Source organism: Pseudomonas sp. ADAK2, assembly GCF_012935755.1.
Classification (GTDB): Bacteria; Pseudomonadota; Gammaproteobacteria; order Pseudomonadales; family Pseudomonadaceae; genus Aquipseudomonas.
The window spans coordinates 2,761,398-2,781,884 of record NZ_CP052862.1 but is presented as its reverse complement, the minus strand read 5'-3'; the positions used below and the strand labels follow the sequence as shown (position 1 = coordinate 2,781,884).

Here is a 20,487-nt window from a genome sequence, read left to right as displayed (position 1 = left end):
GGCTCTAGCGTGTAGCCACTTCCACCGGCTTCACCACCGCCGGCTTCAACACCAGCCACAACGCCGCCGCAATCAACACCCCGCCGTAGATGTGCGCCATCGACAACGGCTCATCCAGCAACAGCGCGCCCCACAACACGCCGAACGGCGGGATCATGAAGGTCACGGTCATCGACTTCACCGGGCCAATCGAGCTGAGCAGGCGGAAGTAGACAATGTACGCAAACGCCGTGCAGACCAACCCCAACCCCAGCAGCGACAACCAGACATTCCAGCCGCCCCAGCTCGCCGGTGGGTTGCTGATCACGCTGTAGCCGAACAGCGGCAACAGGAACAACGTCGCGCCGAGCATGCTGCCCAACGCCGATAAACGACTGTCGAGGCCGCCGGCCTGATCCAGCCAGCGACGGGCGAGGAACCCGGCGAAACCGTAGCAAGTGGTGGCGAGCAGGCAGGCGAGGGCGCCCATCAGCAGTTCCATATCAAATGCCACTGGCCCGGCTCGGGTCAGCACGCCGACGCCAAACAGCCCGAGGAACACCCCGCCAAGCTTGGCCGCCGTGAGTTTTTCATGGAAGAACAACCCGCCGATCAACACGCCCATCAGCGGCGTGGTGGCGTTGAAAATCGCCGAGTAACCGGCCGGCAACACTTGCGCGGCGACGGAATACAGGGTCGCCGGGATCCCCGAGTTGATTACCCCGAGCAGCATCACGGTCTTGAGTTTGCCCTTGAAATCCCAGCTGATGCGCATCAGGCCGAGGATCACCAGCAAGCCGACCGCCGCAATCGACACCCGGAAAAATGCCGTGGGAATCGTGCCAATCACCGGAGCGATAATGCGCATGAACAGGAAACTCGCGCCCCAGATCGCCGCCAGCGACAGTAAACGGACAATATCGACAGGGCTCACGGTGCACTCCTTCCTTTATGGGGACGGAAGTGTTGCCGAGCGCCTGATCGATGGCAACCGAAAAACGCGCAATTAATCCCGGTCGAAAATTACGCTTCTCCTGTACCCGGTTCACTGGCTAAGCTCAGGGCTCCGAAATTCCCGCAGAGGTCTCACCATGCCGCAGCAATGGCCAGCCGCCGATATCGCCCGAAGGATCCTCGACGGCTTTGACGATTACCGCGAGCATTTCCGCCAGATCACCGATGGCGCCCGGGCGCGTTTCGAGCAGGCCCGGTGGCAGGAGGCGCAAGTCGCCTCGGCGGCGCGGATCAACCTCTACGAAGAAAAGGTCGGCGAAACCGTCGAGCGCCTGCGCGAGGCCTTCGACAGCGAAACGCTGATGGAAGTGAGCTGCTGGCCGCTGGTCAAAAGCGCCTACATCACCCTGATCGACCTGCGCTTCGACGATGAACTGTCCGAAACCTGGTACAACTCGATCTTCTGCGGGCTGTTCAGCCATGACCTGATCAGCGACGGCTGCATGTTCATCCACACTACGCGGCCGAGCCTGCGCCGGGCCCGGGCCGCGCAAACCCGCACCTACAAGCCCCAGGGGCATTTGTCGGAAATGTTAGGGAGCATCTTTGCCGACTACCGCTTCAGCGAAGATTACGCCGACCTCTCCGGCGACCTGCGCCGCCTCGAAGCGCAACTGCGCGAGAACCTGCCGGACTGGGTGTGCAAGGACCCGGAGCTGAGCGTCGAACTGTTTTCCTCGGTGCTGTACCGCAACAAAGGCGCGTACCTGGTCGGGCGCATCTACACCCGGGACGAGCAATGGCCGCTGGTGATTCCATTGCTGCACCGCGAAGGTCGCGGCATCCAGATCGACGCGTTGATTACCGATGAAGCCGATGTGTCGATCATCTTCTCGTTCACCCGTTCGTACTTCATGGTCGATGTGCCGGTGCCGGCGGAGTTTATCGGCTTCCTCAAGCGCATCCTGCCGGGCAAGCACATCGCCGAGCTGTACACCTCGATCGGTTTCTACAAGCACGGAAAATCCGAGTTCTATCGGGCGCTGATCAACCATCTGGCCAACACTGACGACCAATTCATCATGGCCCCCGGCGTGCGCGGCATGGTCATGAGCGTATTCACCCTGCCGGGTTTCAACACCGTATTCAAAATCATCAAGGACCGCTTCTCGCCGTCGAAAAACGTCGACCGCGCCACCGTGATCGAAAAGTACCGCTTGGTGAAAAGCGTCGACCGGGTCGGGCGCATGGCCGATACCCAGGAATTCGCCGACTTCCGCTTCCCGCTGAGCAAGTTCGAGCCGGCGTGCCTGGAAGAATTGCTCGACGTGGCGGCGTCCACGGTGTCAGTCGAAGGCGACACGGTGCTGATCCGCCACTGCTGGACCGAACGGCGGATGACGCCGCTCAACCTGTACCTGGAAAACGCCAACGAGGCTCAGGTGCACGAGGCACTGGAAGATTACGGCCTGGCGATCAAGCAACTGGCGGCGGCGAACATCTTTCCCGGCGACATGTTGCTGAAGAACTTTGGCGTCACCCGGCACGGACGGGTGGTGTTTTATGACTACGACGAGATTTGCTTCCTGACCGAAGCCAACTTCCGCCACATCCCGCAGCCGCGCACGCCGGAAGACGAGATGGCGTCCGAGCCGTGGTATTCGATCGGGCCGCTGGATGTGTTTCCCGAGGAGTTTCCGCCGTTTCTGTTCGCCGATGCCGGGCAGCGGCGGTTGTTTGATCAGTTGCATGGGGAGTTGTACAACGCGGATTACTGGAAAAGTTTGCAGGAGGCGATTCGGGCGGGGAAGGTCATCGACGTGTTTCCCTACCGCCGTAAGGGCCTGGATAACGAATAGTTCCCACTGATCGTGCTGATCGTTCCCACGCTCCGCGTGGGAATGCCTCCCCGGACGCTCCGCGTCCGCTCTTGGAACGCAGAGCGTCCCTGGCTGCATTCCCACGCAGAGCGTGGGAACGATCAGCGTGGGAACGATCACACGGTGCCGCAAATCTGCGACAATCGCCCCCCTGCGCCACTAGACGACTTATTGCGTACCTGATGACTGACGAATCGCCTTCCATCGACAAACTGCTGAAAAACCTCGATCACGCCATGCTTGCCGACCGCCACCGGCTGCGGCGGCAGTTGCTTGAGCTGCGCAAGAAACCTGATGAAGCCAAGCTGGCCCAGTGGGTGACGCGCACGCAGGCGTCCTGTGATCAGGTGTTGGCGCGGCGTGCCAGCCTGCCGGTGATTCGTTACGACGACAGTTTGCCGATCGCCGCCAAGCGCGACGAAATCAAAGCAGCGCTGCTCAAGCATCAGGTGCTGATCATTGCCGGCGAAACCGGTTCGGGTAAAACCACCCAGTTGCCGAAGATCTGCCTGGAGATCGGTCGCGGCCAGCATGGTTTGATCGGCCACACCCAGCCGCGCCGGATCGCCGCACGCAGCGTCGCCAGCCGGGTTGCCGAAGAACTGGCCACGCCGCTGGGCGCGCTGGTCGGCTATCAGGTGCGGTTCGAGGACCAGAGCGATTCCAACACCCTGATCAAGCTGATGACCGACGGCATCCTGCTGGCGGAAACCCAGAACGACCGCTACCTCGAACGCTACGACACGATCATCGTCGACGAAGCCCACGAACGCAGCCTCAACATTGATTTCCTGCTCGGCTACCTGAAAACCCTGCTGCCGCGCCGCCCGGATCTGAAAGTTATCATCACCTCGGCGACCATCGACCTGGAGCGCTTCTCCAAGCACTTCGACGATGCACCGATTGTTGAGGTTTCCGGCCGGACCTTCCCGGTGGACACCTGGTATCGCCCGCTGACCCTGGAGCAGGACGAGGAGGGCAACCGCGTCGAGGACGACTTGACCGTCGATCAGGCGATTCTCGCCACCCTCGACGAAATCGCCGCGTTCGAACGCAGCGAGCGCAAGAGCCCCGGCGATGTGCTGGTGTTCCTGCCCGGCGAGCGGGAGATTCGCGACGCGGCGGACATGCTGCGCAAGGCCCAGCTCAAGCACACCGAAATCCTGCCGCTGTATGCGCGGTTGTCGCCGGCCGAACAACAGCGGATTTTCCAGTCGCACCCCGGCCGCCGCGTGGTCCTGGCGACCAACGTCGCCGAGACTTCGCTGACGGTGCCGGGCATCCGTTACGTGATCGACAGCGGCACCGCGCGCATCAGCCGCTACAGCTACCGCGCCAAGGTCCAGCGCCTGCCCATCGAAGCGATTTCCCAGGCCAGCGCCAACCAGCGTAAGGGGCGTTGCGGGCGGGTCGAGCCGGGCATTTGTATTCGCCTCTATGGCGAAGAAGACTTCATCGGTCGCCCGGAATTTACCGACCCGGAAATCCTGCGCACCAACCTTGCCGCCGTTATTTTGCAGATGCTGCATCTGCGCCTCGGCGAGATCACCGATTTCCCGTTTATCGAGCCGCCGGATGGCAAGGCCATCAGCGACGGTTTCAACCTGCTGCAAGAGTTGTCGGCGGTGGATCGCAACAGTCAGCTGACCCCGCTCGGTCGGCAACTGGCGCGTTTGCCAGTGGACCCGCGCATGGGCCGCATGCTGCTGGAAGCGGCGAAACTCGGCAGCTTGCAGGAAGTGCTGATCGTCGCGAGCGCCATGTCGATCCAGGACCCGCGCGAGCGCCCACCGGAACGCCAACAAGCCGCCGACCAAGCCCATGCGCAATGGAAAGACGTGGACTCGGACTTTGCCGGGCTGGTCAATCTGTGGCGGGGTTTTGAAGAACAGCGCCAGGCGTTGACCGCTAGTCCGCTGCGTAACTGGTGCCGCAAAAATTTCCTCAACTACTTGCGCTTGCGCGAGTGGCGCGATTCTCATCGGCAGTTGAGCCTGATCTGCCGCGACATGCAGCTCAGCCTCAATAAAGAGCCGGCGGATTACCCGAAACTGCACAAAGCCGTGCTCTCCGGTTTGCTCAGCCAGATCGGCCAGAAAACCGAAGACGGCGATTACCTTGGCGCGCGTCAGCGGCGTTTCTGGATTCACCCGTCGTCGGGCCTGGGCAAGAAGCGTCCGCAATGGCTGATGGCCGCCGAACTGGTGGAAACCACCAAGCTCTATGCGCGTATGGTGGCCAAGATCGACGCTGACTGGATCGAGCCGCTGGCCGGGCACCTGATCAAGAAAAACCACTTCGAACCCCATTGGGAGAAGAAGCGCGGCCAGGTTGTGGCCTTCGAGCAGATCACTCTGTTCGGTTTGATTGTGGTCGGGCGGCGGCCGGTGCATTACGGGCCGATTGATCCGGTGGTGTCCCGTGAGTTTTTCATTCGCGAAGGTTTGGTGCGCGGCGAGATTCAGTCCAAGGCCAAGTGCCTGACGGCCAATGCGCAGTTGCTGGAACAGCTCGATGAACTGGAGGCCAAGGCTCGTCGGCGCGACATCCTCGCCGATGAAGAAACCCTGTTCGCCTTCTACGACGCGCGCTTGCCGGCGGAGATTCACCAGACCGCCACGTTCGACAGTTGGTACAAGGTCAACAGCCAGAAAGACCCGCAACTGCTGATCATGCGCGAAGAAGACGTGCTGGCTCGCGAGGCCAGTGAAGTCACCGCGCTGCATTACCCGGACACCCTGCACATCGGCGACCTGGAATTGGCCCTGAGTTATCACTTCGAGCCGAATCACCCGCGTGACGGCGTGACCCTGCGCGTACCGGCGCCGTTGTTGCCGATGCTGCCGCCGGAACGCCTGGAATGGCTGGTGCCGGGGGTGATCGAGGCCAAGTGCATCGCCTTGGTCCGCAACCTGCCCAAGGCCCTGCGCAAGAACTTCGTGCCGGTGCCGGACTTCGTCAAAGCCGCGTTGCAGCGCATGACCTTCGCTGAAGGCTCGCTGCCTCAAGCGCTGGGCCGCGAATTGCTGCGCATGACCGGGGCGCGGGTTAGCGATGAAGCGTGGATGGAAGCTTCGCAACAGGTTGACAGCCATTTGCGGATGAACCTGGAAATCGTCGATGGCCAAGGCAAGTTCCTTGGCGAAGGGCGGGATCTGGCCGAGCTGACCGCGCGTTTCGCCGAGGCCAGCCAAGCGGCGTTGGCCGTGCCGCAAACCGCGAAAAACCAGTTGCCAGTAGAGCCGAAGGTCTTTGCCGCCGTCGCCGAGAAAACCCAGCAGAAGATCGCCGGGCTGTCGATGACGGTGTATCCGGCGCTGGTGGAAGAGGGCGGCACGGTCAAGGAAGGGCGTTTCTCGACCCCGGCCGAAGCCGAGTTCCAGCACCGCCGTGCCTTGCAGCGTTTGTTGATGCAGCAATTGGCGGAACCGGCGAAGTTCCTGCGCGGCAAGCTTCCGGGGCTGACTGAGCTGGGTTTGATGTACCGCGAATTGGGGCGCATCGATGCTCTGGTCGAAGACATTCTGCTGGCCAGTCTCGATAGCTGCATTCTTGAGGGTGAAGACCCGTTGCCTCGGGATGGCGCCGGGTTGGCCTCGCTGGCCGAGCGCAAGCGCGGCGGTTGGACTGAACATGCTGAACGCCTGGCAAAGCTGACCCTTGAGATTCTCAAGCTCTGGCACGGCCTGCAAAAACGCTTCAAGGGCAAGATCGACCTGGCCCAAGCCGTGGCCCTGAACGATATCAAGCAGCAGCTCAGTCATCTGGTGTATCCGGGCTTTGTCCGGGAAACGCCGATGCAGTGGCTCAAGGAATTGCCGCGTTATCTGAAAGCGGTCGAGCAGCGTTTCGAGAAAATTGGCGCGCAGGTGCAGCGGGATCGGGTCTGGAGCGGCGAGTTGTCCGGTTTGTGGGCGCAATATCAAACCCGCGCCAACAAACATGCGCAGGAAGGCAAGCGCGACCCGCAGTTGGAACTGTATCGCTGGTGGCTGGAGGAATACCGCGTGTCCCTGTTCGCCCAACAACTGGGGACCAAGGTGCCGATCTCAGACAAGCGCCTGAACAAACAGTGGACTCAGGTCGAACCATAACCCCTCTGTGGGAGCGGCTTTTGTGGCGAGCGAGCTTGCTCGCGCTGGGCTGCGCAGCGGCCCCAAAATTTTGTGAGCGCTGCGCACTCAAGCGGGAGCAAGCTCCCTCGCCACAAAAGCCCGCTCCCACAGGGGTGAGGGGTTTGATCTCGCAAATAGGGCCAAACCCCAGTGTTTATGGCAAACTTCGCGCCTATAAACGCCGGCCCCGCCGTTTTGCGCCTTCACAGGCCCGGGCGGATCGGAATAAAGCGACGCCAGGTTGGATTCCCCGGACGGGAAAAGACCCTTTGTGTGTTGGTACGTCGGTGCCAACGCTTTCTGCCTGAACAGATTAGAGAAACGACCATGCATAACGTCGTCATCAGCGGCACCGGCCTGTACACCCCGGCCAACAGCATCTCCAACGAAGAGCTGGTGCAGTCTTTCAACGCTTACGTCGCGCAATTCAACGCCGACAATGCCGACGCCATCGCGCGCGGCGAGATCGAAGCGTTGACCGAGTCCAGTGCAGCGTTTATCGAAAAAGCCTCCGGTATCAAGAGCCGCTTTGTCATGGATAAGGACGGCATCCTCGACCCGCAACGCATGGCGCCACGCCTGCCCGAGCGCTCAAACGACGAATGGTCGGTGCTGTGCCAGATGGCCATCGGCGCGGCCGAGCAAGCCTTGCAGCGCGCCGGCAAGACCGCCGCAGACATCGACGGCGTGATCGTCGCCTGCTCGAACCTGCAACGCGCCTACCCGGCCATCGCCATTGAAGTCCAGGAAGCTTTGGGCATTGAAGGTTTCGGTTTCGACATGAACGTCGCCTGCTCCTCGGCGACGTTCGGTATCCAGGCTGCCGCCAACAGCGTGCAACTGGGCCAGGCCCGGGCGATCCTGATGGTCAACCCGGAAGTCTGCACCGGCCACCTGAACTTCCGTGACCGCGACAGCCACTTCATCTTCGGCGACGCCGCCACCGCGGTGATCATCGAACGGGCCGACCTGGCGACGTCCAAGTATCAGTTCGACATTGTCAGCACCAAACTGCTGACCAAGTTCTCCAACAACATCCGCAACAACTTCGGCTTCCTCAACCGCGCGGCGGAAGAGGGCATCGGTGCCAAGGACAAACTGTTCGTGCAGGAAGGCCGCAAGGTATTCCGCGATGTGTGCCCAATGGTTGCCGAGCTGATCGCCACGCACCTGGACGAGAACAAGCTCAACATCGGCGATGTGAAGCGCTTCTGGCTGCACCAGGCCAACCTCAGCATGAACCACTTGATCGTCAAGAAGCTGCTGGGTCGCGAAGCCACCGAAGAAGAAGCGCCGGTGATCCTCGACACTTACGCCAACACCAGCTCTGCAGGCTCCGTGATTGCGTTTCACAAGAACCAGGATGACCTGGCCAGTGGCTCGCTGGCGGTACTCAGCTCGTTTGGTGCCGGGTATTCGATTGGTAGCGTGATTCTGCGCAAGCGCTGAGTTAACGCTTAAAAGATCGCAGCCTGCGGCAGCACCTACATGGGATGACGTCCTCCCTGTAGGCGTTGCCGCAGACTGCGATATTTTTTTTGCCTAAACAAAAAAACTCGCGTTGGCGTATCGGACGGATGATGGGGACCGATACACCAATGCGAGTTTGTAAAAGCAGCTCGGGCTTCCTTGCCCGAGTCATGTTGCGGGGTATTTAGAACTTGGCTTCGGCATCCAGTTGCAGGGTCTTGATGTCCGAGTCCCGGAGGGTGGCGTTGGTGAAGTCGGATTTAGCCATGAAGTACGTCGCACCAAGGGCGAAGTTCTTGTCCAGCTCGTAACTCACTTTCACCTTGCTGCCACGCGAACCGGTAAAACCGTTGGCGAAGTCGGAATCGGTGAAGGCGCCGACCACGGCGTTACGCTGCACGTCGCGATAGTTGTAGTCCACCGCGAAGCCGTAGAGCTTGGTCTTTACACCGGCCAACCAGGCAGAGTCCTGATCGTTGCTGGCATCTTTGTTGTTGACGTACTGACCGTACACCGAGAGCGGCATGGGCAGGCCACCGATGTCGAGCTGACCAAAGCCTTCGTACAACTTGAACTGTTCGTTCGGGGTGTTGCCGTTGGTGGCCAGGATCGATGGCGTGGTGGTGCCGCCGGCGGTGATGTCGTCGTCGTTGTCGTAGCCGTAGACGCTGCCACCCAGGGTCAGTTTCAGGTTGTCGGTGATGGCGAAGCGCGCGCCCAACTGACCTGCGTACAGGCGCAGGTCGTGCTTGAATTGCACGCCGTCGCCGTCGACGTTGTCCTTGAGGGTGTAGTGGCCGGCGCTACCGAACAGCTCGGTGCTGCCGCCCAACGGGTACTTGTAGGTCAGTGCCAGGCCTTCCGGGCTGATGTCGCTGTCCCAGATGATGTCGCCCATGCTCACCCATTGCTGCGGCATCTTGCCGCCCACGACGTGCAGGTTCTTGATGGCATCGGGGTGGTAGTCGACGTAACCCTGGTCCAGCCAGATCGACTTCTTGTCGAAGTAACCGTCCAGGCTCTGGTTGGTGGAGCGAGCGTCGTCGTTGTTGCCGGTGGCGATACGGATCCCGGTGTCGACTTGCGGGTTGATTTCGCTGTAGGCACCCAGGCGGACCCGAATACGCTGGCGGTCCTGGTCTTTATTGTTCGAAACACCGTCGTTCTTGACCGTTTCCTGGCGGAAACGCACGTCGCCCTTGAATTGAGTCTTGGCGGCCCACGCCAGTTTCTGGTCGAAGGTGCTCAGTTCATTGGTTTTCTTCGCGGTCGCGGCGATCTGTTCGTTGGTCTCTTGCTGAGCCTGGCGGGCGATTTGCTGGTCTTTCTGATCACGGGCCAGTTCGGCTTGCAGTTCGGCGTATTGCGCCTGGGAAATCGAGCCGTTTGCCTTGAGCATGTCGAGCAGTTTGGCGTCGACTGCGGCGCTGGCCGGAACGCTCATGGCCAGCATCAGGCCGCCACACAAGGCCGCCGCAGTTTTCGTGGAAGCAAGACGCATATCAATCTCCGAAGATGAAAGGGATGACTGAGCCATCCAGGACACAACCGACCGATGACGGACGGAAAACAGTGACCGGGTAGAACCCGGCGCTCTAAAAACAGGCGCCAGTATCGCGATGGTTTATGACAGTGCAGTGGCAAAGTGATGGCGTCTCGATGACGATACAAATCTTTCGTGAACCTTCGTTCTAGAGCACTGTCGGCGCATGCACGGGGTGTGCAATGTGCGGCGATAAGCGATACTCGCCGGGCTGTCACGCGAAGAACTGTGAGAATGCCGATGCCGCTGCAACGTCTGGAAAGCCTGTCCGAAATCGCGCCGCATACGTGGGACGCGCTGGTACCTGAAAATCAGCCATTCCTGCGCCACGCCTTCCTCAGTACGTTGGAAGACAGCGGCAGCGTCGGCCCGCATTCCGGCTGGCAACCCGAGCATTTGCTGCATGTCGAAGGCGAGCGTCTGATCGCGGCTTTGCCCAGCTACCGCAAATGGCATTCCTATGGCGAGTACGTGTTCGACCACGCCTGGGCCGACGCCTGCGCCCGTGCCGGGATCGAGTACTACCCCAAGTTGTTGACCGCGGTGCCGTTCAGTCCGGTCAGTGGGCCGCGTCTGTTGGCGGCCAATGTGGAAGATGGTTTTGAATTGTTGAGAAGTCTGCCCGGTTATCTGGAAATCGAAGAGCTCTCCAGCGCGCACATCAATTTCACCGATCCATTCACCGACGCCGCGTTGGCCGAACAGCCAGGTTGGTTGCAGCGCATCGGCTGCCAGTACCACTGGCAGAATCGCAGTTATCGAGACTTCCAGGACTTCCTCGACGCGCTCAGTTCGCGCAAGCGCAAGCAGATGCGCAAGGAGCGCGAGCAAGTGGCGGGGCAGGGCATCGAGTTCGAATGGCTCGAGGGTGCGCAACTGACCGAGCGGCAGTGGGATTTTGTCTATGCCTGCTACGCCAATACCTACGCGGTACGTCGGCAAACGCCGTACCTGACGCGGGAATTCTTCAGCCTGCTGGCCGAGCGCATGCCGGAGGCGATTCGCGTAGTGCTGGCCAAGCAAGGCTCACGGCCGGTGGCCATGGCCTTCAGTCTGGTGGGCGGCGACAGCTTTTACGGCCGTTACTGGGGTTGCCTGGCGGAGTTTGATCGCCTGCATTTCGAGACCTGTTTCTATCAGGGTATGGATTACGCGATTGCCAACGGCTTCCAGCGTTTTGACGCCGGGGCACAGGGCGAGCACAAGTTGATCCGCGGGTTCGAACCGGTGATCACTCACTCTTGGCATTACTTACGTCATCCGGGGTTGAAAGCGGCAGTCAAAGACTTCCTGGAGCAGGAGCGAGCCGGTGTATTGGCTTATGCCGAACACGCCAGCGCCGCATTACCGTATAAACAGCTATAAGTTTAAACAAGCCCCGCTGTATTTAAGCGAGGGCTTGCCTTGTCAATAGAGTAAGGTTGTCTGTTGTTTAGGCGATGTTAGTTACCACCACGGCGCTTGGCAGCCGAGTAATTTCTTGCCGTTTTCGGAGTTTTTGAAGTTCTCCAGAGTCGGTTGGTTTGTCCAGTAGGAATAAGACAGCGACCCGGAGAGTGGGATATTTTTATTCGAAGGGAGCATGCAGTCATATTTGTATTTAGGCTTCACGCAAACGGCGGTCTTCGCCAATACCTGATAGGTTGCATTGCTGGAGCCCAGGCCTTGGGCAACAGCTTGGGCCTTTGCAGATTCTTCGTTATTGGCAAAATGAGTAGTGACGTTACCCTCGACAGTGCAGTTGAACTCAAAGTCGATTTTGGCCATTTCTATATTGATATGCTCGTTAATACTCATCGCAAATGCACTCCCCTGAAACAGGCCGAGGGTCAAGAAAGTTAATGCGATGGCCGAACTGATTTTTTTCATGTAACAATCCTTGTTGGTGACGTCCGTTATTTGCTTGGTTCGAAACTTCGTGTTGCGCCGCCAGAGTAGCGTCTTTTTCAGGTTAGGCGACGGGATGATTGTATCTGTATATGCGCAGGACTCACTCGGTGCTTATTTAACTGTATTTGTTACAGTGCAAAGCGAAGTCCCGTATTGCTGTTGGCAATATGGGACTTAATGGTTGTGTGTTAGTTGCTTTCCTTGCCCAGCCAGCGATAAGTCACTCCGCCGACCACCGCACCGAGCAGCGGCGCGACCCAGAACATCCACAACTGCGCGATGGCCCAGCCGCCGACCATCAACGCCGGGCCAGTGCTGCGGGCCGGGTTGACCGACGTGTTGGTGACGGGAATCGAGATCAGGTGGATGAGCGTCAACGCCAGGCCGATGGCGATCGGTGCCAGCCCGGCCGGGGCGCGTCTGTCGGTGGCGCCGAGGATGATCAGCACGAACATCGCCGTCATCACCAGTTCACAGACAAAGCCTGCAGCCATCGAGTACTTGCCGGGGGAGTGCTCGCCGTAGCCGTTGGAGGCCAGGCCCGCTGACAGGTCGAAGCCTTCCTTGCCGCTGGCGATGTAGTAGAGCAAAGCCGCTGCGATGATCCCGCCAATGACCTGGGCGATGATGTAGGCCGGCAATTCTTTGGCCGGGAACCGACCGCCGACGAACAGGCCGACCGATACGGCCGGGTTGAGGTGACATCCAGAGATATGGCCAATGGCGAACGCCATGGTCAGCACGGTCAGACCAAACGCGAGGGCTACACCGAGCACCCCGATACCCAACGGCGAAGACGCGGCCAGCACCGCACTGCCGCAACCTCCCAACACCAGCCAGAACGTACCTAACAACTCAGTAACTGAACGTTTGAACAGAGACATGAGAGCGTCCTTGATAGGCGACCTATCGAGACTGTATCGCGTGATGCATCCTGCAGGTTTACGACAGGCTCATCTCCAGAACCTTGGCTGAGTACAGCAGGGTTCTGGCGGAAATCCAGCAGCCATAAAAAAACCGCCAGAGCACGTAATTAAAGGGCTCTGGCGGTGATTGTTCCCACGCTCCGCGTGGGAATGCAGCCCGTGACGCTCCGCGTCACTTGACGCGGAGCGTCCCCTGAGGCATTCCCACGCAGAGCGTGGGAACGATCAGGTAACGGTTTCAATCGATCCCGACAAACCCACCCGTCTGGTGCGCCCACAACCGCGCATACAACCCGCCATGGACCAGCAATTCAGCGTGGGTGCCGGTCTCGGCAATTTTGCCGTTTTCCAGCACCACCAAGCGGTCCATACGGGCGATGGTCGAGAGGCGGTGGGCGATGGCGATCACGGTTTTGCCCTGCATCAGGGTTTCCAGGCTTTCCTGGATCGCCGCTTCGACTTCCGAATCCAGCGCTGAGGTGGCTTCGTCCATGATCAGGATCGGCGCGTCCTTGAGCAGCACCCGGGCGATGGCGATCCGCTGCCGCTGGCCACCGGACAGTTTCACCCCACGCTCACCGACGTGCGCGTCAAAACCGCTGCGACCTTCGGCGTCTGAGAGCAACGGGATGAACTCGTCGGCCCGGGCCTTGTGCACGGCTTCCCAGAGTTCGGCGTCAGTGGCGTCGGGCCTGCCATAAAGCAGGTTATCGCGGATCGAACGGTGCAGCAGCGAGGTGTCCTGGGTGATCATGCCGATGCGCTCGCGCAGGCTTTCCTGGCCGACTTCGGCGATGTTCTGGCCGTCGATGAGGATGCGTCCGCCCTCGACGTCGTAGAGGCGCAACAGCAGGTTGACCAGGGTCGATTTGCCGGCACCGGACGGGCCGATCAGACCGATTTTTTCGCCCGGTTTGATGTTCAGGTTGAGGCCGCCGATGATGCCTTTCTTCTTGCCGTAGTGGAAATCCACGTGCTCGAAGCGCACCTCGCCACGGGCCACCGCCAGCGGTTTGGCTTGCGCGTGGTCGGTGACGCTGACCGGTTGCGCGATGGTGCGCAAACCGTCCTGGACCATGCCGATGTTTTCGAAGATGCCGGTGACCACCCACATGATCCAGCCGGACATGTTGACGATGCGGATCACCAAACCGGTAGCCAGGGCAATCGCCCCCACCGAGATCAGCGACTGCGACCACAGCCACAGCGCGAGGCCGGTGGTGGTAACGATCAGCAAACCGTTCATGCTGGTGATGGCCACGTCCATGCTGGTGACCACGCGGCCGGCCATCTGGGCTTTTTCGGTCTGTTCCTTGATGGCTTCCTTGGCGTACTGCTGTTCGTAATTGGTGTGGGCGAACAGTTTCAGGGTGGTGATGTTGGTGTAGCCATCGACGATCCGCCCCATGAGTTTGGAACGCGCATCGGAGGACTGCACCGAGCGGTCCTTGACCCGTGGCACGAAGTAATACAGCGCGCCGATGAAACCGGCGATCCAGGTGATCAGCGGGATCATCAGGCGCCAGTCGGCTTCGGCAAACAGCACCAGGGCGCTGATCGCGTAGATCAACACATGCCACAGCGCATCCACCGCTTGCACGGCGGAATCGCGCAGGGCGTTGCCGGTTTGCATGATGCGTTGGGCGATACGCCCGGCGAAGTCGTTCTGGAAGAAATTCAGGCTTTGCTTGAGCACGTAGCGATGGTTCTGCCAGAGGATCAGGCTGGTCATGCCCGGGGTCAGGGTCTGGTGCACCAGCAGGTCATGCAGGCCGAAGAAAATCGGGCGCAGCACCAGGGTGACGACCACCATCCAGGTCAGTTCGAGGGCGTGATCCTGAAAGAAATTCGGGTTCGGCGTGCCTTGGGCCAGGTCGATGATGCGGCTCAGGTAATTGAACAGCGCGACTTCGATCAGCGAGGCGAACAGGCCGACAATCAGCAGGGCGGCAAAACTCGGCCAAACCTGCTTCAGGTAATAGGTATAGAAGGGGAGAACCCGATCCGGCGGAGCCGCCGTCGGTGCATCGCGGAAGATGTCGATCAGTTTTTCAAAACGGCGATAAAGCATTGGTTCTCCGCCCGCGCTGGGGCTCTCCTTTGAACAGTGTGAGCGGTGCCGCAAGGCGACAACCGCTCAAGACATCCTGTGAAGCTTAGTTGAGGACTTTGGCCGACTTGATGAACACAGGATCGGCGGGCACGTCTTTCATGCCGTTTTTGGTGGTGGTCTGGGAGTTGACGATGACATCAACCACATCCATGCCTTTGACGACTTTACCGAACACGGCATAGCCGTCACCGCTGTCGAGGAAGTCGTTGTCCTTGACGTTGACGAAGAACTGGCTGGTGGCCGAATCCGGATCGGAGGTACGGGCCATGGACAGCGTGCCACGCACGTTATGCAAACCGTTCTTGGACTCGTTCTTGATCGGCGCCTTGGTCTCTTTCTGCTGCATTTGTTGAGTAAAACCGCCGCCCTGGACCATGAAGCCCGGGATCACACGGTGGAAAATCGTGTTGTTGTAGAAGCCACTGTTGACGTAATCAAGGAAGTTCTTGGTACTGATCGGCGCCTTGACCGCGTCCAGTTCGATCTCGATCTGGCCATTGGTAGTGTCCAGCAGCACATGCGGTGCCTTGGCGGGCGTGGCGGCCATCAGGTTGGCGGCAAACAGGACGGAGCCGGCGACGAGGGCGAATTTTTTCAGCATGGGTCAGTGATCCTGAGTAGTGGTGTCGACTGCGGTGAGAAACTCGAGCAGGGTTTGGTTGAAACGTTCGGGTTGATCCAGCGGGGTGGCGTGGCGCGAATCGGCGATCACCACCAGCCGCGCATCGGGCAGCAGTTTTACATAGGTTTCTTTCAGCGCGACCGGCGTGTAGTCACGGTCGGCGCTGACGATGAGGGTTGGACAGGCGACCTTCGAAAGTCGTTCCTGAACGCCCCAGCCAACGATGGCATCGAAGCTGGCGAGATAAGCATGTTTGTCGTTTTTTGCCCAGCGCTCGGTCATCTTCTGTCGCAAGTCCGCCTGCTCCGGTTTCGGGAACAGCTTGGCGCCCAGGGCCTTGCCGATGGCGCCGAGGCTGAGTACACGCATCAGGCTCCAGCGCTTGAACCACTGCCAATAGTCGTCGCGGCTGCGCAACTTGACCTCGGGTGAGCTGTTGACGATGCACAGGCTTTTCAGCAAGTGCGGCTGATCGGTGGCCAGTTGGAATCCGATCATGCCACCCATGGACAGGCCCACGTAATGGGTCGGGCCGAGGTTCAAATGTTCCATCAGCGCGATCAGGTCGGCGCTGAAACCGGCGATGCTGTAGCGCTCGCGGGGCTTGTCCGAACGACCGTGGCCGCGCACATCCGGGACGATCACCCGGTAGTGGGCGGATAACGCCGGGATCTGCATTTCCCAGTCCAGGGTGCTGGAACCCAGCCCGTGGACCAGCAGCAACGGAGCGCCGTGGCCATATTCCTCATAGTGCAGGTTGCAACCTTCATGCTCGAAATAGGCCATGCAAAAACTCCGTGTCAGGCTTGTTCAGGGGCGGCGAACGGCGCATCCAGCGGCGCGGTGTCGAAGGTGCGCAGCAGTTCGATGAGGATTTGTGTCGCCGGGCCCATGGGTTTGTCCTTGTTCGAGTACAGATAGAAACTCGGGTTGCGGCTGCCGCCCTGGTCCAACGGTAGCAGCTTGAGCGTACCTTCCTTCAATTCCCGTTCGATCATGTGCCGCGGCAACCAGGCAAACCCCAGGCCGCTGCTGACGAATGTGGCGGCGGTGGCCAGGCTGCCGACGGTCCAGCGCTGTTCGGCGCCGAGCCAGCCGACGTCCCGTGGCTGTTGGCGGCCGGAGTCGCGAATCACCACTTGCATCTGGGTTTCCAGGTCCTGGAAATTGATTTCGCGGTTTAGGCGATGCAGTGGGTGTTCAGGGTGGGCGACGGCAACAAATTCGACGTCGCTCAATTCCGCGCCCAGGTAACCGGGAATGCTCAGGCCTGTGATGGCCAGGTCGGCCACGCCTTCGAGCAGGACTTCTTCCACGCCCGACAACACTTCTTCACGCAGACGCACGCGACAGCCGCGGCTTTGCGGCATGAACGCGGTCAAGGCACGCACGAGGCGGGCGCTGGGGTAAGCGGCGTCAACCACCAGTCGCACTTCCGCTTCCCAGCCTTGCTCCATGTGATGGGCCAGGTCTTCCAGTTGGCTGGCCTGTTTCACCAGTTGCCGCGAACGGCGCAGCAACACGCCGCCGGCGTCGGTCAGCACGGCTTTGCGGCCGTCGATGCGCAGCAACGGCACGCCGAGCTGGTCCTGCATGCGGGCCACGGTGTAACTGACCGACGATTGCGAGCGGTGCAGCGCTTCGGCGGCCTGGGCGAAACCGCCGTGGTCGACCACGGCTTGCAACGTTCGCCATTGATCAAGGGTCACGCGGGGCGCTTTCATGATGAGCTCCTCTTGTCCTAAGCTGGCGGTCCCTATTGGAGACTGCCGAATGAAAAAATTCTGTTGTGTGGTGCTGGCGATGTTGCCGCTGACGGCGTTTGCCTATCCGATCGATGTTCAAAAACAGCTCAATGGCCTGAGCATCGACTACAACGCCTACGACACGGATAACGACATCGCCTCCATCCAGGTCAACAACTACGGCAGTACGGATGCGACGTGTAAGGTGGTATTCAACAATGGCCCGGAAGCGCCACGTACCCGCACCATTGACGTGCCGGCTGGCAAACACAAAAACGCCACTGCCAAGTTCACCCGTACCATTATCAAGATGCGCATCAACCTGAGCTGCACCCCTAAATGACATGAAACCCTGTAGGAGCGAGGCTTGCCCGCGAAGGCGTCGTGTCATTCAACATTGATGTCGACTGGTACACCGCCTTCGCGGGCAAGCCTCGCTCCTACAAGTGCAGGGCTCGCTCAGCTTATAAACGAATTTATCGATGCTTTATAGCAGTTATTTGCGCTTTTTCATCGATATAACTCTGTTTAACCTCCACTCCATCGCCTTACAGCATTCTCAGATGGAGCCTACATCCCATGTCCCGCGTTCTGATCATCGAAAGCAGCGCCCGTCAGCAAGACTCGGTTTCCCGTCAGTTGACCCAGACCTTCATCAGCCAATGGAAAGCCGCGCACCCGGCCGATCAAATCACTGTCCGTGACCTGGCCATCAATCCGGTACCGCACCTGGACATCAACTTGCTCGGCGGCTGGATGAAACCTGCCGAACAACGCAACGACATCGAACAGGTTTCCCTGGACCGTTCCAACCAATTGACCGACGAACTGCTGGCCGCCGACGTGCTGGTGATGGCGGCGCCGATGTACAACTTCGCGATCCCGAGCACCCTTAAAGCCTGGCTCGACCATGTGCTGCGTGCCGGCGTGACCTTCAAGTACACCGACACCGGCCCGCAAGGCCTGCTCAGCGGCAAGCGTGCCTACGTGCTGACCGCTCGCGGCGGGATCTATGCCGGTGGCCCGGCGGATCACCAGGAACCGTACCTGCGTCAGGTCATGGCCTTCATCGGCATCCACGACGTGACCTTCATTCACGCCGAAGGCATGAACCTGGGCGGCGACTTCCAGGAGAAGGGCCTGAACCAGGCAAACGCCAAGCTTTCCCAAGTGGCCTGAGGCTTTAATCGCCAGATAATCCCTTGATGTTCAAGTGGCCTGGCGCAACCCCTTCAAGGCTTTACGCGCATCGAACCTCCCTTTGCACTTGTTGCTCCTGAGTGCTGTAGCCCGATTGAACGCATTAGCGAGATCGGGCTTTTTTTTGCCCGGGATTTGATGGCCGAACACACAACCTGTAGGAGCAAAGCTTGCTCGCGATAGCGGTGTGTCAGCCAACATCAATGTTGGATGGGCCGCCGCCTTCGCGAGCAAGCTTCGCTCCTACAAAGGTTTGTGTGTTCTCGCGATTGATGGCAAAACCCGCTATCGTCGCCGCCATTCGAAACGAGGCGAACATGGGCTATCTACTTTTTGTCACGCTGATCCAGGCGTTTTCCTTCAGCTTGATCGGCGAATACCTGGCCGGGCATGTCGACAGTTACTTCGCGGTGCTGGTGCGGGTGCTGCTGGCGGGGTTGGTGTTTATTCCGCTGACGCGCTGGCGTTCGGTCGAGCCGGCGTTCATGCGCGGCATGTTGCTGATCGGCGCGTTGCAGTTCGGCGTGACCTACGTCTGCCTGTACCTGAGCTTCCGGGTGCTGACGGTGCCGGAAGTGTTGCTGTTCACCATTCTCACACCGCTGCACGTGACGCTGATCGAGGATGCGCTGAACCGACGCTTCAATCCCTGGGCCCTGGTCGCGGCACTGGTGGCGGTGGCAGGCGCTGCGGTGATTCGCTACGACCGGATCAACCCGGATTTCTTCATGGGTTTCCTGTTGCTGCAACTGGCCAACTTCACCTACGCCGCCGGGCAAGTACTTTATAAACACCTGGTGGCCCGTCACCCCAGCGACCTGCCGCATTACCGGCGTTTCGGCTACTTCTACCTCGGCGCATTGGCGGTGGCGTTGCCGGCGTTCCTGCTGTTCGGCAAACAGAACTTCCTGCCCGAAGCACCGCTGCAATGGGGCGTCCTGGTATTCCTCGGCCTGGTCTCGACCGCGCTGGGGCTGTACTGGTGGAACAAAGGCGCGTGCATGGTCAATGGCGGGACGCTGGCGGTGATGAACAACCTGCATGTGCCGGTGGGGCTGCTGATCAATCTGCTGATCTGGAATCAACATGAGGAATTGGGGCGGTTGTTCTTCGGTGGTTCGGTGATCCTGGCGGCGGTGTGGATCAGTCGATTGGGCGTACGCCAGCCGGCATTGACGCCGTAAGAGCAAGTGCGCAAAAAGTTGCGCACTTCTTTTGGCTTAAACGATAGGTAAAAGCGCTGTAAGCCACGCCGTTCAAGGCTTACAGCCAAGTGCGCAACTTCTTGCACAGAACTGCGCAACTTCTTGCGCACTTTGACGCTGTTTCCTACAGCAAAAGTCGGAAAAATCCCTGGTCATACCGCGCAAACCCTTGCTCCGTAATGGCTACGTGATGGCTGGCACAGATTTTGATCTCTCCTTCGCCAGCTGGACAGGCAATCACGCCGTCCGGTCCTGTCTTTTGAGCAAGGAGAGCATCCCATGGCAACACCTGCCTACATGTCCGTCACTGGCGAAAAACAAGGCCTGATCACGGCTGGCGCATTCACCGCTGACTCCGTTGGCAACACCTACCAGGAAGGTCACGAAGACCAGGTCATGGTTCAGGCGTTCAGCCACGACGTGATCATCCCGCGTGACCCACAGTCCGGCCAACCAACCGGTCAACGCGTGCACAAGCCAGTCGTGATCACCAAGGTCTACGACAAGGCTTCGCCACTGCTGCAAGCCGCACTGACTTCCGGCGAGCGCATGAGCGAAATCGTTATCCAGTGGTACCGCACTTCGGCCCAAGGGACCCAAGAGCACTACTACACCACCAAACTGGAAGACGCGATCATCGTCGCCATCAACAACAAAATGCACAACTGCCAGGACCCGTCGAACGCCCACTTCACGCACCTGGAAGAAGTGCAATTCACCTACCGCAAAATCACCTGGACCCACGAAGTATCCGGTACTTCGGGTTCCGATGACTGGCGTCTGCCGGTCGCCTGATCCAGGTTGACCGTTGTACCGCCTCGGCCCGCGCGGCCGGGGCGGCTGGT

Annotated in this window: 17 protein-coding genes; 8 read left to right on the top strand and 9 right to left on the bottom strand. The window is 59.8% G+C overall.

Going from position 1 to position 20,487, the window contains the following annotated elements:
* Positions 1 to 4 precede the first annotated feature (4 nt).
* On the bottom strand, positions 5 to 913 hold the full coding sequence (locus HKK52_RS12920) for a DMT family transporter (protein ID WP_169371133.1): 909 nt from the start codon (positions 911 to 913) through the stop codon (positions 5 to 7).
* Between the two features lie 157 nt (positions 914 to 1,070).
* On the opposite strand from HKK52_RS12920, the gene aceK reads away from it, so the two are divergent.
* From aceK to HKK52_RS12905, 3 genes are all read left to right on the top strand, one after another.
* Complete coding sequence (gene aceK / locus HKK52_RS12915) at positions 1,071 to 2,792, top strand: bifunctional isocitrate dehydrogenase kinase/phosphatase (protein ID WP_169371132.1); 1,722 nt, start codon at positions 1,071 to 1,073, stop codon at positions 2,790 to 2,792.
* Between the two features lie 203 nt (positions 2,793 to 2,995).
* Positions 2,996 to 6,907, top strand: coding sequence for an ATP-dependent RNA helicase HrpA (hrpA, locus tag HKK52_RS12910; protein ID WP_169371131.1), 3,912 nt, complete (start codon positions 2,996 to 2,998; stop codon positions 6,905 to 6,907).
* Between the two features lie 348 nt (positions 6,908 to 7,255).
* The gene (locus HKK52_RS12905; protein ID WP_169371130.1) at positions 7,256 to 8,377 is read left to right on the top strand and encodes a beta-ketoacyl-ACP synthase III; all 1,122 of its coding nucleotides are present in this window, start codon (positions 7,256 to 7,258) and stop codon (positions 8,375 to 8,377) included.
* A 205-nt stretch (positions 8,378 to 8,582) separates the two neighbouring features.
* Here HKK52_RS12905 and HKK52_RS12900 read toward each other — a convergent pair whose 3' ends face one another.
* Positions 8,583 to 9,899, bottom strand: a complete 1,317-nt coding sequence (locus tag HKK52_RS12900) for a putative porin (protein WP_169371129.1) — start codon at positions 9,897 to 9,899, stop codon at positions 8,583 to 8,585.
* A 282-nt stretch (positions 9,900 to 10,181) separates the two neighbouring features.
* Here HKK52_RS12900 and HKK52_RS12895 point away from each other — a divergent pair, with 282 nt between their 5' ends.
* A complete protein-coding gene (locus HKK52_RS12895) occupies positions 10,182 to 11,306 on the top strand; it encodes a GNAT family N-acetyltransferase (RefSeq protein WP_169374238.1) in 1,125 nt (374 codons plus the stop codon).
* 81 nt (positions 11,307 to 11,387) lie between these two features.
* Here the strand turns inward: HKK52_RS12895 and HKK52_RS12890 are convergent, their stop codons facing one another.
* The 6 genes from HKK52_RS12890 to HKK52_RS12865 form a co-directional block, all read right to left on the bottom strand.
* Positions 11,388 to 11,810, bottom strand: coding sequence for a hypothetical protein (locus HKK52_RS12890; protein WP_169371128.1), 423 nt, complete (start codon positions 11,808 to 11,810; stop codon positions 11,388 to 11,390).
* A 209-nt stretch (positions 11,811 to 12,019) separates the two neighbouring features.
* The gene (gene aqpZ / locus HKK52_RS12885; protein ID WP_169371127.1) at positions 12,020 to 12,715 is read right to left on the bottom strand and encodes an aquaporin Z; all 696 of its coding nucleotides are present in this window, start codon (positions 12,713 to 12,715) and stop codon (positions 12,020 to 12,022) included.
* 280 nt (positions 12,716 to 12,995) lie between these two features.
* On the bottom strand, positions 12,996 to 14,828 hold the full coding sequence (locus HKK52_RS12880; protein ID WP_169371126.1) for an ABC transporter ATP-binding protein: 1,833 nt from the start codon (positions 14,826 to 14,828) through the stop codon (positions 12,996 to 12,998).
* An 85-nt stretch (positions 14,829 to 14,913) separates the two neighbouring features.
* On the bottom strand, positions 14,914 to 15,471 hold the full coding sequence (locus HKK52_RS12875) for a peptidylprolyl isomerase (RefSeq protein WP_169371125.1): 558 nt from the start codon (positions 15,469 to 15,471) through the stop codon (positions 14,914 to 14,916).
* Positions 15,472 to 15,474: 3 nt separating this feature from the next.
* Positions 15,475 to 16,278 (bottom strand): alpha/beta fold hydrolase, encoded by an 804-nt coding sequence (locus HKK52_RS12870; RefSeq protein WP_169371124.1) that lies wholly within the window; start codon positions 16,276 to 16,278, stop codon positions 15,475 to 15,477.
* A 14-nt stretch (positions 16,279 to 16,292) separates the two neighbouring features.
* Positions 16,293 to 17,216: a LysR family transcriptional regulator gene (locus HKK52_RS12865; RefSeq protein WP_169371123.1), complete on the bottom strand. Its 924-nt coding sequence runs from the start codon at positions 17,214 to 17,216 to the stop codon at positions 16,293 to 16,295.
* Positions 17,217 to 17,265: 49 nt separating this feature from the next.
* On the opposite strand from HKK52_RS12865, the gene HKK52_RS12860 reads away from it, so the two are divergent.
* Positions 17,266 to 17,580 (top strand): 3-phosphoglycerate kinase, encoded by a 315-nt coding sequence (locus HKK52_RS12860; protein ID WP_169371122.1) that lies wholly within the window; start codon positions 17,266 to 17,268, stop codon positions 17,578 to 17,580.
* A gap of 236 nt (positions 17,581 to 17,816) precedes the next feature.
* A complete protein-coding gene (locus tag HKK52_RS12855; RefSeq protein ID WP_169371121.1) occupies positions 17,817 to 18,416 on the top strand; it encodes an FMN-dependent NADH-azoreductase in 600 nt (199 codons plus the stop codon).
* Positions 18,417 to 18,627: 211 nt separating this feature from the next.
* Here HKK52_RS12855 and HKK52_RS32800 read toward each other — a convergent pair whose 3' ends face one another.
* The gene (locus tag HKK52_RS32800; RefSeq protein WP_272900300.1) at positions 18,628 to 18,756 is read right to left on the bottom strand and encodes a hypothetical protein; all 129 of its coding nucleotides are present in this window, start codon (positions 18,754 to 18,756) and stop codon (positions 18,628 to 18,630) included.
* Between HKK52_RS32800 and HKK52_RS12850 the strand changes: the two genes are divergently transcribed.
* Together HKK52_RS12850 and HKK52_RS12845 are read left to right on the top strand one after the other, a co-directional pair.
* Positions 18,755 to 19,621 (top strand): carboxylate/amino acid/amine transporter, encoded by an 867-nt coding sequence (locus HKK52_RS12850; RefSeq protein WP_169371120.1) that lies wholly within the window; start codon positions 18,755 to 18,757, stop codon positions 19,619 to 19,621. The genes HKK52_RS32800 and HKK52_RS12850 overlap by 2 nt on opposite strands.
* A gap of 300 nt (positions 19,622 to 19,921) precedes the next feature.
* Positions 19,922 to 20,437 (top strand): Hcp family type VI secretion system effector, encoded by a 516-nt coding sequence (locus HKK52_RS12845; RefSeq protein ID WP_149657116.1) that lies wholly within the window; start codon positions 19,922 to 19,924, stop codon positions 20,435 to 20,437.
* The last annotated feature ends 50 nt before the right edge of the window (positions 20,438 to 20,487 follow it).